This is a genomic window from Flavobacterium sandaracinum, assembly GCF_004349135.1.
Lineage (GTDB): Bacteria > Bacteroidota > Bacteroidia > Flavobacteriales > Flavobacteriaceae > Flavobacterium > Flavobacterium sandaracinum.
Window position 1 is genome coordinate 240,757 of sequence record NZ_SMFN01000001.1, and the last position, 14,829, is coordinate 255,585.

The 14,829-nt window shown below is 33.4% G+C and carries 15 protein-coding genes; 13 read left to right on the forward strand and 2 right to left on the reverse strand.

The genetic code is table 11. From position 1 onward, the window contains the following. Nucleotides 1-75 precede the first annotated feature (75 nt). Nucleotides 76-1,539 carry an aminoacyl-histidine dipeptidase gene (locus E0F91_RS01040; protein WP_132064521.1) on the reverse strand — a complete coding sequence of 488 codons (1,464 nt, stop codon included), beginning with the start codon at nucleotides 1,537-1,539 and terminating at the stop codon, nucleotides 76-78. 109 nt (nucleotides 1,540-1,648) lie between these two features. Here E0F91_RS01040 and E0F91_RS01045 point away from each other — a divergent pair, with 109 nt between their 5' ends. Further along, complete coding sequence (locus tag E0F91_RS01045) at nucleotides 1,649-2,710, forward strand: DUF3810 domain-containing protein (protein ID WP_132064522.1); 1,062 nt, start codon at nucleotides 1,649-1,651, stop codon at nucleotides 2,708-2,710. Between the two features lie 336 nt (nucleotides 2,711-3,046). On the opposite strand, the gene E0F91_RS01055 is transcribed toward E0F91_RS01045, so the two are convergent. Next, entirely contained in the window at nucleotides 3,047-4,351 is a 1,305-nt protein-coding gene (locus E0F91_RS01055) for an NAD(P)/FAD-dependent oxidoreductase (RefSeq protein ID WP_132064523.1), read from the reverse strand. A 199-nt stretch (nucleotides 4,352-4,550) separates the two neighbouring features. Between E0F91_RS01055 and E0F91_RS01060 the strand changes: the two genes are divergently transcribed. From E0F91_RS01060 to E0F91_RS01115, 12 genes are all read left to right on the forward strand, one after another. Beyond that, nucleotides 4,551-4,979, forward strand: a complete 429-nt coding sequence (locus tag E0F91_RS01060; protein ID WP_132064524.1) for a hypothetical protein — start codon at nucleotides 4,551-4,553, stop codon at nucleotides 4,977-4,979. Between the two features lie 408 nt (nucleotides 4,980-5,387). Beyond that, entirely contained in the window at nucleotides 5,388-5,891 is a 504-nt protein-coding gene (locus E0F91_RS01065) for an RNA polymerase sigma factor (RefSeq protein ID WP_132064525.1), read from the forward strand. Next, a complete protein-coding gene (locus tag E0F91_RS01070; protein ID WP_132064526.1) occupies nucleotides 5,888-6,520 on the forward strand; it encodes a hypothetical protein in 633 nt (210 codons plus the stop codon). Before E0F91_RS01065 ends, E0F91_RS01070 begins: the two co-directional genes overlap by 4 nt. Before the next feature lie 216 nt (nucleotides 6,521-6,736). After that, nucleotides 6,737-8,683 (forward strand): threonine--tRNA ligase, encoded by a 1,947-nt coding sequence (gene thrS, locus E0F91_RS01075; RefSeq protein ID WP_132064527.1) that lies wholly within the window; start codon nucleotides 6,737-6,739, stop codon nucleotides 8,681-8,683. 16 nt (nucleotides 8,684-8,699) lie between these two features. Continuing rightward, nucleotides 8,700-9,257, forward strand: coding sequence for a translation initiation factor IF-3 (gene infC / locus E0F91_RS01080; protein WP_370273076.1), 558 nt, complete (start codon nucleotides 8,700-8,702; stop codon nucleotides 9,255-9,257). Between the two features lie 151 nt (nucleotides 9,258-9,408). After that, nucleotides 9,409-9,606, forward strand: coding sequence for a 50S ribosomal protein L35 (gene rpmI, locus E0F91_RS01085; protein WP_022827375.1), 198 nt, complete (start codon nucleotides 9,409-9,411; stop codon nucleotides 9,604-9,606). A gap of 164 nt (nucleotides 9,607-9,770) precedes the next feature. Further along, a complete protein-coding gene (rplT, locus tag E0F91_RS01090) occupies nucleotides 9,771-10,115 on the forward strand; it encodes a 50S ribosomal protein L20 (RefSeq protein WP_132064528.1) in 345 nt (114 codons plus the stop codon). Between the two features lie 897 nt (nucleotides 10,116-11,012). Continuing rightward, nucleotides 11,013-11,888, forward strand: a complete 876-nt coding sequence (locus E0F91_RS01095; protein ID WP_341825413.1) for a DNA-binding transcriptional response regulator — start codon at nucleotides 11,013-11,015, stop codon at nucleotides 11,886-11,888. A gap of 633 nt (nucleotides 11,889-12,521) precedes the next feature. Continuing rightward, nucleotides 12,522-12,827 (forward strand): hypothetical protein, encoded by a 306-nt coding sequence (locus E0F91_RS01100; protein ID WP_132064529.1) that lies wholly within the window; start codon nucleotides 12,522-12,524, stop codon nucleotides 12,825-12,827. Next, nucleotides 12,820-13,164, forward strand: coding sequence for a hypothetical protein (locus E0F91_RS01105; protein WP_132064530.1), 345 nt, complete (start codon nucleotides 12,820-12,822; stop codon nucleotides 13,162-13,164). Before E0F91_RS01100 ends, E0F91_RS01105 begins: the two co-directional genes overlap by 8 nt. Before the next feature lie 260 nt (nucleotides 13,165-13,424). Next, entirely contained in the window at nucleotides 13,425-13,832 is a 408-nt protein-coding gene (locus E0F91_RS01110) for a hypothetical protein (RefSeq protein WP_132064531.1), read from the forward strand. A 173-nt stretch (nucleotides 13,833-14,005) separates the two neighbouring features. Next, nucleotides 14,006-14,812: an endonuclease/exonuclease/phosphatase family protein gene (locus E0F91_RS01115; RefSeq protein ID WP_132064532.1), complete on the forward strand. Its 807-nt coding sequence runs from the start codon at nucleotides 14,006-14,008 to the stop codon at nucleotides 14,810-14,812. The last annotated feature ends 17 nt before the right edge of the window (nucleotides 14,813-14,829 follow it).

A 14,829-nucleotide genomic window follows, 5' to 3' on the forward strand; every position in this document is an offset into this window, starting at 1 on the left:
ATTATACTAAATAAAAAGGCATAATTAAAATCCTAAATGGAACTTAATTATGCCTTTTTCTATGGTTTTAAACTATTATTTTACTGGAATCGTCGCTAAAATTTCCAATACAAATTTCCAAAATTTCTGAGAAGAGGAAATACTCGCTCTTTCGTCTGGAGAGTGAGCTCCATGAATGGTTGGTCCAAAAGAAATCATATCCATATCTGGATAATTAGTTCCCAGAATTCCACATTCTAATCCTGCATGACACGCTACTACTTTTGGTTTTTCTCCGTTTTGTTTCTCGTAAATTGGAACTAAAACATCTAAAATTTCAGATTCTGAATTGGGTGTCCAACCCGGATAAGATCCTGAAAATTCCACTTCACAACCCATTAATTCAAAAGCAGAACGCAGTGCGTTAGCCAAATCAAATTTAGAGGTTTCAACCGAAGAACGCGTTAAACATTGTACTGTAAGTTGTCCGTCTCCCACAATTACTTTGGCAATATTATTTGATGTTTCTACTAGATTGTCAAAATCAGCGCTCATTCTATACACCCCATTGTGAGCCGTATACATGGATCTCACAAAGTAAAACTGAGCAATTGTTGGCATTACTTTAGCAGGAGCTGCCTCCATTTTTTCAAAAACAACTTCTAAATTGGGTTCTGTTGTTTTAAACTCGGTTTTGATTTCGTTTACAATTTGCTGCATGTCAAAAACAAAAGCTTCGTCATACACCTCTGCAATAATAACTTTCGCCATACTTTCACGAGGAATAGCATTACGTAAACTTCCTCCTTTTATTTCTGAAATTTGCAAACCAAAATTATCAAAACCATCAAACAACAATCGGTTCATGATTTTATTGGCATTACCCAAGCCTTTGTGAATATCCATTCCTGAATGTCCGCCTTTCAAACCTTTTACAGTAATGGTGTACCCTACTGAACCTTCTGGAGTTTCCTCTTCATCATATTCCGCAGTAGCCGTCACATCAATTCCACCTGCACAACCAATGTCGATTTCATCATCTTCCTCAGTATCCATATTCAACAAAATTTGACCTTGCAGAATTCCTCCTTTTAGGTTCAACGCTCCAGTCATTCCTGTTTCTTCGTCAATGGTAAACAAAGCTTCAATTGCAGGATGCGGAATATCCGTACTTTCTAATATTGCCATGATGGCTGCAACTCCAAGACCGTTATCAGCACCAAGAGTTGTTCCGCGAGCACGAACCCAATCGCCATCTACATACATATCGATTCCTTGTGTATCAAAATCAAAAACAGTAGCTGCATTTTTTTGGTGTACCATATCCAAATGTCCTTGAAGCACAATTGCTTTTCGGTTTTCCATTCCAGCAGTTGCCGGTTTGCGAATGATAACATTGCGAATATCATCTTCAAAAGTTTCTAATCCAAGGCTTTCGCCAAAGTTCTTCATGAATGCAATTACTCTATCTTCTTTTTTAGAAGGACGTGGAACCGCATTTAAATCGGCAAACTTATTCCACAGCGCTTTTGGTTCTAAATTTCTTATTTCTTGACTCATTTATATTTTTTTGAAGTTTACTATTTTTAAAGTTCAAAGTTACAAAGTTTAAATTCCTTATGGTACTAATTGATATTGTAATTATATTTACATTTTGAAAAAACACTCCGTGAAACGCAACTACATTCTTCCTTCCTTTTTATTGTTCCAAATTATCATTCTGAAAATCATTCCTTTCTTTCCTGAAAATGTGGAACAATTTTACAGTAACGGATTGTATCCTATTCTTTCTCAATATTCTAGAATTGCGTTTGGGAGAATCCCTTTTTCCGTAGGGGATTGCCTTTACTTTATTTTGATTGTATTGGGTTTCAAGTGGCTTCTGAGAAAAAGAAAAACGTGGAAAACAGATTGGAAAAATAATGTTTTAGCGATTTTAAGTTTTCTGTCGGTTTTTTATTTTTGTTTTCATTTACTGTGGGGTTTCAATTATTACCGCCAACCGCTGTTTGAAAAAATGAATATTGAACGCGATTATACCGATGCTGATCTTTTGATTTTTACCCAAAAATTAATCGCTAGAACAAACGCCATTCAAATGCAGATTACAAAGAATGATCGCTTAAAAATAGTAATCCCGTATTCAAAAGAACAGATTTTTGAAATGAATCTGAACGGATATAAAACACTTTCAAACCAATATTTTTTTTTAAAATACACGCATCCAAGCAGTAAGCAATCATTGTTCAGTTTGCCCTTAACTTATATGGGTTTTGGAGGGTACTTGAATCCATTTACGAATGAAGCACAAGTTAATTATTTAGGACCGATGTACAGTTTCCCGATGACTACGAACCACGAAATGGCACACCAAATGGGTTTTGCCAGTGAAAGTGAATGCAACTTTATCGGCTTTCTGGCATCCATAAAAAATGAAGATTTATACATTCAATATTCCGGTTACAGCATGGCTTTGCGCTATTGCTTAGGGAATTGGCAAGCGAGAGATGAGGCTGTTTTTAAACAATTATTGAAAACGGTCAATACCGGAATTTTAAAAAACTACAAAGAAAGCGAATATTTCTGGAAGCAATATGACACGATTATTGATAAAGGGTTCCATGCTTTTTATGACCAATTCCTCAAAATAAACCAGCAAAAGGATGGCCTAGAGAGTTATAACAAATATGTGAATTTGATGGTAAATTACTATAAGGGAAAAGAGTTTTAGGTTATCTGTTTTCTGTTGTGGGTTATCTGTTGTCTGTTTTGGGTTTTCTGTTTTGGGTTTTCTGTTTTCTGTTTTCTGTTTTCTGTTTTCTGTTGTGGGTTATCTGTTTTGGGTTATGGGTTATCTGTTTTGGGTTTTCTGTTATGGGTTATGGGTTGTCTGTTTTGGGTTTTCTGTTATGGGTTATCTGTTTTGGGTTATCTGTTTGCTGTTTTGGGGGTTCTGTTCGTGGCTATTTATTGTGCGTTATCAGCTTTATTTTATCAAATTAATATCGAGGTTTGAAATTAATTTTTGATACGTCCTAAAAAGCATTTCTACACACGAATTCCTTTACTACATCTCATCACTAGTAAACGTGGTAAAACTTTTCTTTTTAAACGGTCTGATAATCAAACGGCCCTCGCGGTCAAAACGAATGTAATTATAAACCCAATTTAAGAAAACTACCGCTTTATTTTTAAATCCAATTAGTGAAAATAAATGTACAAACATCCAAACAAACCAAGCAAAAACGCCACTAAAATGGTATTTAGGCAAATCGACAACTGCTTTATTTCTTCCAATTGTTGCCATAGAACCTTTATCATTGTATTCGAACGCTCCCATGGGTTTATTTTGAATTAATTTCACCAGATTTTCACCCAGTAATTCCCCTTGCTGTATTGCTGGTTGTGCCATCATAGGATGTCCTTGCGGATAAGTTTCGGATTCCATGGATGCAATATCACCCACCGCAAAAATATTTTCGTACCCCACCACTTGATTAAATTCATTCACCCGAATACGTTCTACTTTTTCTACCAGAGATTTTGCATCTAATCCGGCTACAACAGCACCTTGAACTCCTGCGGTCCAAATTACAGTGGCAGTTTCAAACATCAAATCGGAATTTGTGGTTATCGTGCGTCCATCATAATTAGTGACACGGACGTTTTTCCAAATTTTCACACCTAACCCAGTTAGAAATTTTTCGGCAGCTTGAGAAGATTTCTCACTCATAGTATTCAGGATACGGTCGCCACTTTGAATTAGGTTAATTTCCATTTTGGTAATATCAAGATCGGGATAATCTTTTTGCAGAATTGCTTTTTTCATTTCAGCCAAAGCGCCAGAAAGCTCTACTCCTGTAGGTCCGCCGCCAACAAGTACAAAATTAATGAGGCTGTTTTGCTCGGCTACATCAGTGGTTAAAACCGCTTGTTCAAAATTTTCAAGAATCAAACTACGTATGTTGAGCGATTGCGGTATGGTTTTCATAGCCATACTGTTGCGCTCAATTTCTTTATTACCAAAATAATTGGTTTTGGAGCCGGTGGCAATCACGAGATAATCATAGCTTAATTCGCCAATTTCGGTGATTACTTTTTGATTTATAGTATCTATTTCCTGAACATTGGTGAGTCTGAAGTAAACGTCATCGTATTCCTGAATTACTTTTCGGATTGGATAGGCTATAGAACCTGCTTCGAGACCGCCTGTAGCCACTTGATACAATAAAGGTTGGAACGTATGATAGTTGTGTTTGTCTAAAAGAACTACCTGAACTTTTTTGTTTTTTAGTTTCTTAGCCAATGCAATTCCTGCGAAGCCACCTCCTATAATTACTATTCTGGGTAAAGCTGAATTTGGGATGTTCATTTTTAAAATAGAATGATGAATTACAAAGTTAGTAAAGATTTAAGAAATTAGCTACCAATGACTTACAATATATAATTGAAAAAATCAGATGAATAGCTGATAAACATCAAAAAAAAAGTGTCAAACACTTGTAATTACGATTCTATTATTACTATTTTAGCTACTTAATTAATTGTAACCAAAAAAAAATATTTACCTTATGAAAAAAAGAATTTCAGGTGTTGTAGTCTCTTTATCCCTACTGGTTTTACTAAATAGTTGTGGTGTCATGTTTGGTGGAAGCAGATACGAAGGTACAATTGTTGCTAAGGATCGCCCAAGCGCAGCAATTTATGTTGATGGGCAAAAAATGGGTGATGGCCAAGTCACTGCATTATTCCCAAGAAATAAAGCTCTAAATGTAGAATTAAAAGAAGAAGGTTGCGATACTAAAAAACAAACTTTTAATACAGCTTTTAGAACTGGAAACTTTATCTTAAGTGTTGTCTCGTTTGGATTAATTGGTCTTGGTGTAGATTTAGGAACTGGCGCCGCTTACAAACCAGACCATATCAATAATCCTTCTGTTAAGAAAGTTAGCGATAAAAAATATACTTTTAATGTTGATTATTCTGAATGTAAAAAATAGTCTAGTCCTTTTTTAAACTTATCAAAAGCCTTTTATGTAATTCATAAAAGGCTTTTTTGAACCCTTTTCTACTCCTTTTCACCATTAAATGAAGCTGAATACTGTTAATAGTGAAACTCTAATTTTTATACTGAAATTTCATAAAGTCACTACTTACAACTCTTAGCTGTTTATTGTAAAATATTAGGAATATAATTTTACTATTGTTTTTTTCAACTGTTGTTGTGAAATACAAAATGGGTAAATTAGCCCCGATGGAAATGGAAATCCTTTTTTTCTGATTTTTTTCAGAAAAAAGATTGAAATGTACAGCGGGACGACTTTTTTTTATAAAGTTGAGATTTTTGTGCTCCAAAAAAAAGGGAGTATTGTAACAAAAACCAGTAATGACTTACTAACGTACATAGTATGAGTGAAAATCTAGAACAATCTTTTGTAAAACAGCTGCAGGAAAACCAGAATATAATCCACAAGATTTGTAGGTTGTATACTAATGGCGATGATGCACACAAGGATTTATTCCAAGAAATTACGATTCAGTTGTGGAAGGCTTTTCCTAAATTTAGGGGTGACAGCAAATTTTCTACTTGGGCGTACCGAGTCGCGCTGAATACGGCGATTACTTTGTACCGAAAAACAAAACGATCCATAAACACGATAGAATTTGAAGGGCGACAACATTTCCTGAATGATGTAGAGTATGATTATGAAGAAGAGGAACAATTAAAACTAATGTATAAAGCGGTTTACCAGTTGAATGATATCGAAAAAGCATTGATATTTATGTATCTGGAAGACAAGGATTATCAAGAAATAGCAGAAACATTGGGAATTAGCGAAGTAAATGCCCGAGTGAAAATGAATAGGATAAAAGGGAAATTAAAAAAAATATTAAATCCATTAGGAATATGAAAGAGCTGGATTTATTAAAGAAAGACTGGCAAAAGAGTGATAATTCTTTTGAGCAGGTATCGGAAATCGAAATTTATAAAATGATTCATAAAAAATCATCTTCAATTGTGAAGTGGATTTTAATCATTAGTGTTTTAGAGGTTATACTATGGACATGTCTTAGCGTTTGTTTTGATTCAAATGAGTATTTGGAAAAAATAAAACATAGTGAGTTCATTCCCTATTTTGAGGTATTGTCCTATGCTAATTATGCAGTCATATTAATTTTTATATATTTATTTTATAAAAACTATATTTTAATATCGACAACAGCTTCTACTAAACAATTGATGCAGGATATTTTAAAAACACGCAAAACAGTTCAATATTACGTTTGGTACAACTTGGCAATGCTCGTTTTTAGCTTGATCATTGGATTCATCATCGCATTTGTTTACAATCCTGAAATGGAGATGTTAAAAGACAAAATTGCAGAAAACAACAAGGTAATGGTGATTACAATAGGTGTTTTATTCTTGATCAGTCTTTTATTATTTGGTTTATTCTGGTTGTTTTACCGAATATTATACGGAATTCTATTGCGTCGTTTGTATGTGAACTATAAGGAATTAAAGAAAATAGATTTCTAGACCCTTGTTATTACTAGAGTTAAATTTAAAATCGACCCGCGAATAAATCGTCGTTCTTTTTTTGACATTAAACTTTAAATGACGTAGAATTATTTCGATAAACTACATTGATTCTTACAAACCCTTTAGATTATTAGTTTTAGACTAACAAACCTTACATATATATTGTTTGTATTTTTGTAATGGTCTATATTTGCATTCTTAAAATATCAAACAATGATTAAGATTACTTTGCCCGACGGGTCAATTAGAGAGTTTGCTCCTGAAGTAACTCCGATGGATGTTGCAAAAAACATCAGTGAAGGATTTGCCAGAAATGTGATTTCGGCATCTTTTAACGGTACAACTATTGAAACAAGTACTCCTTTGACGACGGACGGAAATCTTACTCTATATACCTGGAATGACGCTGACGGAAAGAAAGCTTTTTGGCATTCGACTTCACACGTTATGGCACAAGTTCTTGAAGAAATGTTCCCTGGAATTAAATTAACGCTAGGACCAGCAATCGCAAATGGATTTTATTACGACGTAGATTTTGAAGATCATAAAATCACAGACGCAGATTTCAAGAAAATTGAAGATCGTGTTCTTGAAATTTCAAGAGGAAAACATGAATTCAAATTGCGTCCTGTATCAAAAGCGGATGCCTTGGAATTATATAAAGACAACGTTTATAAAACAGAACTAATTTCGAATCTTGAGGACGGAACAATTACGTTTTGTGATCATGATACCTTTACTGATTTATGTCGTGGTGGTCATATTCCAAATACTGGAATTATCAAGGCGATGAAAGTTATGAGTGTGGCCGGAGCATACTGGCGTGGTGACGAGAAAAACAAACAATTAACGCGTGTTTACGGAACATCATTCCCAAAACAAAAAGACCTTACAGAATATTTAGTTTTACTTGAAGAAGCAAAACGCAGAGACCACAGGAAATTAGGAAAAGAACTGGAGTTGTTTGCCTTTTCACAAAAAGTAGGTGCAGGATTACCATTGTGGTTGCCAAAAGGCGCTGCATTGAGAGATCGATTGGAACAGTTTTTGAAAAAAGCACAAAAAAAAGGGGGCTATGAACAAGTAGTTACGCCACATATTGGACAAAAAGAATTGTATGTAACTTCCGGTCATTATGCAAAATACGGTGCAGATAGTTTCCAACCGATAAATACTCCCGCTGAAGGAGAAGAGTTTTTGTTGAAACCGATGAACTGTCCGCATCATTGTGAAATTTATAACGTAAGACCTTGGTCCTACAAAGATTTACCAAAGCGTTACGCTGAATTTGGTACTGTGTACAGATACGAACAAAGTGGTGAATTACATGGTTTAACTCGGGTACGAGGTTTTACTCAAGATGATGCCCATATATTTTGTACTCCAGATCAATTGGACGAAGAATTTAAAAAAGTAATAGACTTGGTACTCTACGTTTTCGGTTCTTTAGGATTTGAAAATTTCACGGCTCAAATATCATTAAGAGACAAAGAAAATAGAGATAAATACATAGGTACTGATGAGAATTGGGAAAAAGCAGAGAATGCGATCATCAGTGCAGCGGCAGATAAAGGCTTAAGCACCGTTATTGAATATGGCGAAGCTGCTTTCTATGGTCCAAAATTGGACTTCATGGTCAAAGATGCTTTGGGCAGACAATGGCAATTAGGAACGATTCAGGTTGATTATAACCTACCAGAGCGTTTTGATTTAACCTACAAAGGTTCTGACAACGAATTGCATAGACCCGTGATGATTCACAGAGCTCCTTTTGGTTCGATGGAACGATTTATAGCCATATTATTAGAGCACACAGCAGGAAATTTCCCACTATGGCTAATACCTGAACAGGCTATTATATTGTCTTTGAGCGAGAAATATGAAATATATGCGAAAAAAGTTTTAGATTTGCTAGAAAATCACGAAATTCGCGCCCTGATTGATAATAGAAGTGAGACTATAGGCAAGAAAATAAGGGATGCAGAAATGCAAAAAATTCCGTTCATGCTGATTGTTGGTGAAGAAGAGGAGAAAAATGGAACCATATCTATCCGTCGACATGGACAAGAAGGAAAAGGAAATATTACCGTTACTATAGAAGCATTTGTGGCTATCGTAAACGAAGAAATCAGCAAAACATTAAAAGTATTTACAGTTTAACTTAAATTATAAAGTCATAGCAATAAGAAGCAACAGAGGTTATCAACCTCGCGTAGAAAAAAAGGATGCACACAGAATTAATAGTCTGATTCGTGGTGTACAAGAAGTAAGACTTGTAGGTGAAAATATCGAACCTGGAGTTTTTAAACTTTCGGAAGCTTTACGATTAGCGGATCAATTTGAACTGGATTTAGTTGAGATTTCTCCTAATGCTGAGCCTCCAGTTTGTAAAATCATGGATTACAAAAAATTTGTTTACGAGCAAAAGAAGCGTGATAAAATCCTGAAAGCGAAATCTACACAAGTAGTCGTTAAGGAAATCCGTTTTGGACCTCAAACAGATGAGCATGATTATGAATTTAAGAGAAAAAATGCTGAGAAATTCTTAAAAGAAGGAGCGAAATTAAAGGCTTTTGTTTTCTTTAAAGGACGTTCGATTATCTATAAAGATCAAGGTCAAATCTTATTATTAAGATTAGCAACAGATTTAGAAGAATTTGGTAAAGTGGAAGCGATGCCAGTTCTGGAAGGAAAGAGAATGATTATGTTCATTGCTCCAAAGAAGAAAAAATAATCCTCCCCCAACCCCTCCAAAGGAGGGGAGAAGAAACTATAACAAGAATTAAGGGAGAATAACAATATCACTTCTCGGCTGCCTCTCCTTTGGAGAGGGCTGGGAAGAGGAAAAATAAGTAAGTAAGAATAAATTAAAACACTAGGAAAAAATGCCTAAAATGAAAACCAAATCTAGCGCCAAGAAACGTTTTAAAGTTACTGGTTCTGGAAAGATTAAAAGAAAGCATGCTTTTAAGAGTCACATTTTGACCAAAAAATCTAAAAAACGTAAATTAGCATTGACACACTCTGCGCTAGTTCACAAAACAGATATGAAAAGTATCAAACAACAATTAAGGATAATCTAGTATACAGTCGGCAGTATCAGTAAGCAGTTATAAACCGTAAACTGAGACTGAAAACTCTAAACTTTGACCCTTTAGGTTAAAACAATTTAAAATAACCTTGGAGTATGGCCATTAAGTGCTTTTGATTCAATTCAAGCCGCCTGCTACAAAAAAACAATAAAATTATGCCAAGATCGGTAAATTCAGTTGCAAAAAGAGCAAGAAGAAAAAAAATAATGAAGCAAGCCAAAGGTTTCTTTGGTAGACGTAAAAACGTTTGGACAGTTGCTAAGAATGCGGTAGAGAAAGCAATGTGCTACGCTTACCGTGACAGAAAGGTGAATAAAAGAAATTTCCGTGCTTTATGGATTCAACGTATCAACGCTGGAGCTAGATTGGAAGGAATGTCTTATTCCCAATTCATGGGTAAAGTAAAAAAGCATAACATCGAATTGAACCGTAAAGTTTTAGCCGATTTAGCTATGAACCACCCACTAGCTTTCAAAGCAATACTTAATAAAGTAAAATAAACGTTTTATCAACACAATTTAGATTACTTACTTACCTTTATCTGAACATGTTTCAGATTATAAAACCCATTCGCCAACGCGAATGGGTTTTGTTATTTTAGGGCTGCATCTTTTACAAATGAAGCGAAAGACCACAGCGAAAACTTCAAAAACTAATCCTATTACTTACCATTATCAAAGATTGAAACATTGTCAATACTACCTAGTTCTGGAGATGAAATAATTCTAACACTTCCCCTAAAAGGGAAACAAAAAACAAATTCATAGCTTATAATCTTAAATTACTACTTTCAGTAAAGTTCTCCTAAATGTTACGTTCCCCGATTTTATTACTCCTACTATCGATTTATGTGAATTACTCTTATAACAATTCAAACATTAAATCAAACACTCTTACTGAAAATAGCAAAAAAATCAAAATTTACAATTATACTCTACTTTAACTAGAATACATGTGAACAGACTTTTTGTTTACATCTATCTTATTGTCAGAAACAAAATAGAAAAATTAAAACCGCCTACACTACTGAAATCACAATTGCGAAGTAACTTCATGAAGCATTAGCAAATGATGTATTGCAGAAAATGACTTTTACTGCGACACAAAATTTATACACAGTTAACAATAAAGAAATCATAGTCACCAATCTGGATACAATCTAAACTAAAAAAAGAAACATTTCCAGAGTAAATAACACTATAGAAATCGGTATTTGGTTTGTACCAAATCTAAAAGAAATGATGTCGTGATTTAAAACAGATTCCCATTAATATCCTTCTTAGCTCATTGGATGCTGTCGCTGGGTCTATTCTTGAAAAACTAAAGAACTCAGTATCTATAGTAACCTCCAGGAACCTTTAGTCAACGTGAAAAAGCAAAGAAAGTGTAGTTTGATAATGACCATATACAAAAAAAATGAAAATAAATTACAAATAGATTACAGTGATAACGGGGTCGGAGTCACTCTTGAAGAAATAAATTTAAAAAATGGGCAACATAATGTGGAAAACCGTATTCTAGCTATAAATAGAACGATTACTTTTGATACTGAATCCAACAAAGGATTTAAAACAAAATCATATTCCTATCTAACTGACCTCATTATGTTTAATAAAGTTTTAGTTGCCGAAGATTTAGACACTATTAATATCGCAGTAGTTCAAGCCTTAGAAAAGCTTTCTATATCAGAAATTCATAGTACAAAATATTGTGATGATGCCCTTTTAAAAATAAAAAAAGCCATTCATGATAATGTACCATACGACCTATTGATTAGTGATTTATCCTTTAAGAATGATCATAGGGAGGAAAAATTGAGTACAGGTGAAGAACTTATAGAAGCGGTAAAAAAAATACAACCCGATATAAAGACCATTATATTTTCTATTGAAGACAAATCTTTCCGAATAAAATCGCTCTTTGATAATTTAGGAATAAATGCCTATGTCTGCAAAGGGAGAGATAGTATTGAGCAACTTCAATCAGCAATTGAACGCATCCATAACAATGAAGAAGTTAAAATTTCAAATGAGTTAGCACTGACTTTAAGAGACAAATCCCTTTTTGAAATTGAAGCTTACGATATTTCTCTTTTGAAATCCTTATCCAAAGGATTAACTGTAGAGGATATTTCTGTAGAATTCAAAGATTCTGGAATTAGTCCTAGTGGCAATAGCAGCTTAGAAAAACGCATCAACAAACTAAAAGTTTACTTCAAAGCTAACAATAATGTTCATTTGATAGCCATTACTAAAGATTTAGGTTTAGTTTAAAATCTTCATCAATAGGTTTATGCAAAGCAATCCTATTTTAATTTATTTCCATTACTAATTTAGGAATACTATACCATTGGCTCAAAACCTACTAATTTAGCTAGACCAATAAAAAAAACCTTTATGGCATTCCGTAAAGTACTATTTATAAAAGAGGTTAGGTTTAACAGTTCAAACCTAAATCAAAAACAAATGACATGTTTTACTGCAAATGACATAGCATTTACAGAATATTCTACAACTATTGATCCAAAAAAATAGGCAAAGCAATGATTTTAAGCATGTAAATAAAACAGATTAAGATAATCACACTGATTTTTGAAATGTATTTTTAGAAAATTATAATGTTGCTCAAACCAAGACTAATTTTCAAAAGGCAGCATCATTTTAAAACACCCGTGATTAGAAAATGCTGTTTATAGCGCGCAATAGTCAGATTGTATTGCCCGCAATTGTGTAAAAAGAACACTTTAAATAGTTTCAAATCATTAACTAAGTATTGACTTTCAATACATTACATTCTTTATACTGAATCACCCTATTTTTATTTTACTACAATACGGTTACCCGTAAACTAAAGCTTTTTAGTAACACTAATTTTACTGTGTTCCAAAATTCTAATAAAAATAGAACATGAAGCAAAACGAAACAAAATCACCCTTGCGACTGTCTAAAATAAGTAAGCAGCACAGTATACCTGACAAATGGACAAAAACAGTAAATGATTATAATAATTACATAAAGGAGTACATCAAGCACTATAAAAAAGCCCTGAAAGGGAATTCAAATTCCTTAATAAGATATCCTTATTTAAAAGCAAAATCCGAAAGCTTGGGCAAGAGACTTGGCAAAGCTCAAAAACAAGGAATGCTGACAGAAAAGCAAGTACAGAAAATCTTGAGAATTCAATTGAAAATAATTAACGCCTGTTATGAATAACAAAAATAGAAAAAAAATTATTGGTGCAACGTTATTACTATTTATTGCATTATTCGCTAGTCCGGTTAAAAAAAATTATATCCAAAAAAGGGAAACAACCTATTTCAAAGGAAATATTAAAGTAGATACACCAGATATAATTTTGGGCGGTACCAACGAAAATGGTGTGCTTGAAGAAAAAGATAGCAAATTTACGGATTCCAGTACCTTTTATCAAACTCCAAAACCAGCCTTCATTCAGCACGAAACCGATACAGTAAAAAGCATTATATATTCTAGAAACCAAAAAGGCAAAATGATGTATGGCAAAAATACTAGCGAGAGTACATCAAAATAATACAGCTAAACAAAATAAGAAAATTAACAAGACCTAACATTTAAATAAAGTGAAAAAATAAACATGAATACATTCCCGTTTCTAACTATTAACCTATTCTTTTCTATACAAATAGTAGTAATGATTTTGGGTGCAGCATGCATTATTTACTTAGTGTATAACATCTGGAAGAACTTATAAAAAATAGATTTAAAAATTTTAAAAGGCTTACGAGTAAATCAAAAAAAACAACAAATCAAACAACAATTCCAATTCTAAAGATGAATTTAAAGTACACATTCGATGAACTAAATATCGAAAAAAATAAACTTATTCTAAATTCTAAAAAAAAGGACCAAAAAGCAATCTTATTTTCTGAAGTAGATGAAATCTATATTTCTGTTCATAAATTCCCCTCGCTACTAGAGCTTGTACCATTTTTATTTTTAATTATAATTGCGACTTTGTGCCTTTTATACTTATCCCTTGAAATAATGCTTTTTCTTCCACCATTACTTATTCTTACGTTTATTATAAAAATGAATGACTATAAAAGTTATGAATTAAAAATACGTTTAAAAAACGGTGTTTTCTTTACAAAGAAAGTCCCCCTAAAGCTAAAATACGAAACTTTAGATATTATTAGCGACATTCGGAAGCAAATTTATAACTACCGTATCGACAATTAAAACAGTACGTTGCTATCTTTTAGAATGTAGTTTTTAGCAACTGCATTTACTTGTTTTAGCGACTTGGAAAAAATGCTCAAACAAATTTTCATAAAAACTAAAGGCATTAGTTTTTCTTTTTACCAAACGATAAGCGTTAATTTGAATATTATTACACGTACCATCACTATTAAATGAAATCGCTCCTTTCTCTCCTACTTTTCTTAATTTATTGTTCTGGATTCTCACAAACCAAACTCCTTTCTTGGAACATTGAAAACTTTGGCAAATCAAAATCAGAAGCTAGCATAACCTACATTGCCAATACAATGAAAAATTATGACATTATCGCTATTCAAGAAGTGGTAGCGGGTTATGGTGGCCCACAAGCAGTTGCAAGACTCGCAGACGAACTCAATCGTAAAGGAGCCAAATGGGATTATGTAATTAGTGATCCAACTAGCAGTAGTAGTCCATATAAATCGGAACGCTATGCTTTTCTATGGAAAACGAATAAAGTAAAAAAGATAGGAAAAGCGTGGCTGGAAAAAAAATACCATTTGGAAATTGATCGAGAACCTTATTTCTGTACGTTTCAATATGATAACAAGCAATTTACAGTAGTAAACTTTCATGCCATCACTCAAAAGAAGCAACCTGAAACAGAGATTAAATACTTCAAATTTTTACCGCAGGAATACCCCAACTTAAATTTAATTTTTACGGGTGATTTTAATTGCCCACAATCACATACCGTTTTCATTCCTTTGAAGAAACTGGGGTATCAGTCATTACTAATTGACCAGAAAACCTCACTGAAGCAAGAATGTAAAAAAGAAAACTGTCTTGCTTCGGAATTTGATAATATGTATTTCGAAACTTCAAAAATCAATACTCTAAACTCCGGGATTATTCACTTTTACGAAAATTTTACTACGCTAAAGGAGGCCAGAATAATTTCTGATCATATACCAATTTGGTTTGAATTTTCTTTGAATTAATGTACTATGAAAGCTCT

Coding starts and splice junctions, on each gene's coding strand:
- E0F91_RS01060 (WP_132064524.1), top strand. CDS start 4,551: ATGAAAAAAAGAATTTCAGGTGTTGTAGTCTCTTTATCCCTACTGGTT.
- E0F91_RS01105 (WP_132064530.1), top strand. CDS start 12,820: ATGAATAACAAAAATAGAAAAAAAATTATTGGTGCAACGTTATTACTA.
- E0F91_RS01055 (WP_132064523.1), bottom strand. CDS start 4,351: ATGAACATCCCAAATTCAGCTTTACCCAGAATAGTAATTATAGGAGGT.
- E0F91_RS01100 (WP_132064529.1), top strand. CDS start 12,522: ATGAAGCAAAACGAAACAAAATCACCCTTGCGACTGTCTAAAATAAGT.
- E0F91_RS01065 (WP_132064525.1), top strand. CDS start 5,388: ATGAGTGAAAATCTAGAACAATCTTTTGTAAAACAGCTGCAGGAAAAC.
- rplT (WP_132064528.1), top strand. CDS start 9,771: ATGCCAAGATCGGTAAATTCAGTTGCAAAAAGAGCAAGAAGAAAAAAA.
- rpmI (WP_022827375.1), top strand. CDS start 9,409: ATGCCTAAAATGAAAACCAAATCTAGCGCCAAGAAACGTTTTAAAGTT.
- E0F91_RS01095 (WP_341825413.1), top strand. CDS start 11,013: ATGACCATATACAAAAAAAATGAAAATAAATTACAAATAGATTACAGT.
- E0F91_RS01115 (WP_132064532.1), top strand. CDS start 14,006: ATGAAATCGCTCCTTTCTCTCCTACTTTTCTTAATTTATTGTTCTGGA.
- E0F91_RS01070 (WP_132064526.1), top strand. CDS start 5,888: ATGAAAGAGCTGGATTTATTAAAGAAAGACTGGCAAAAGAGTGATAAT.
- E0F91_RS01110 (WP_132064531.1), top strand. CDS start 13,425: ATGAATTTAAAGTACACATTCGATGAACTAAATATCGAAAAAAATAAA.
- E0F91_RS01040 (WP_132064521.1), bottom strand. CDS start 1,539: ATGAGTCAAGAAATAAGAAATTTAGAACCAAAAGCGCTGTGGAATAAG.
- thrS (WP_132064527.1), top strand. CDS start 6,737: ATGATTAAGATTACTTTGCCCGACGGGTCAATTAGAGAGTTTGCTCCT.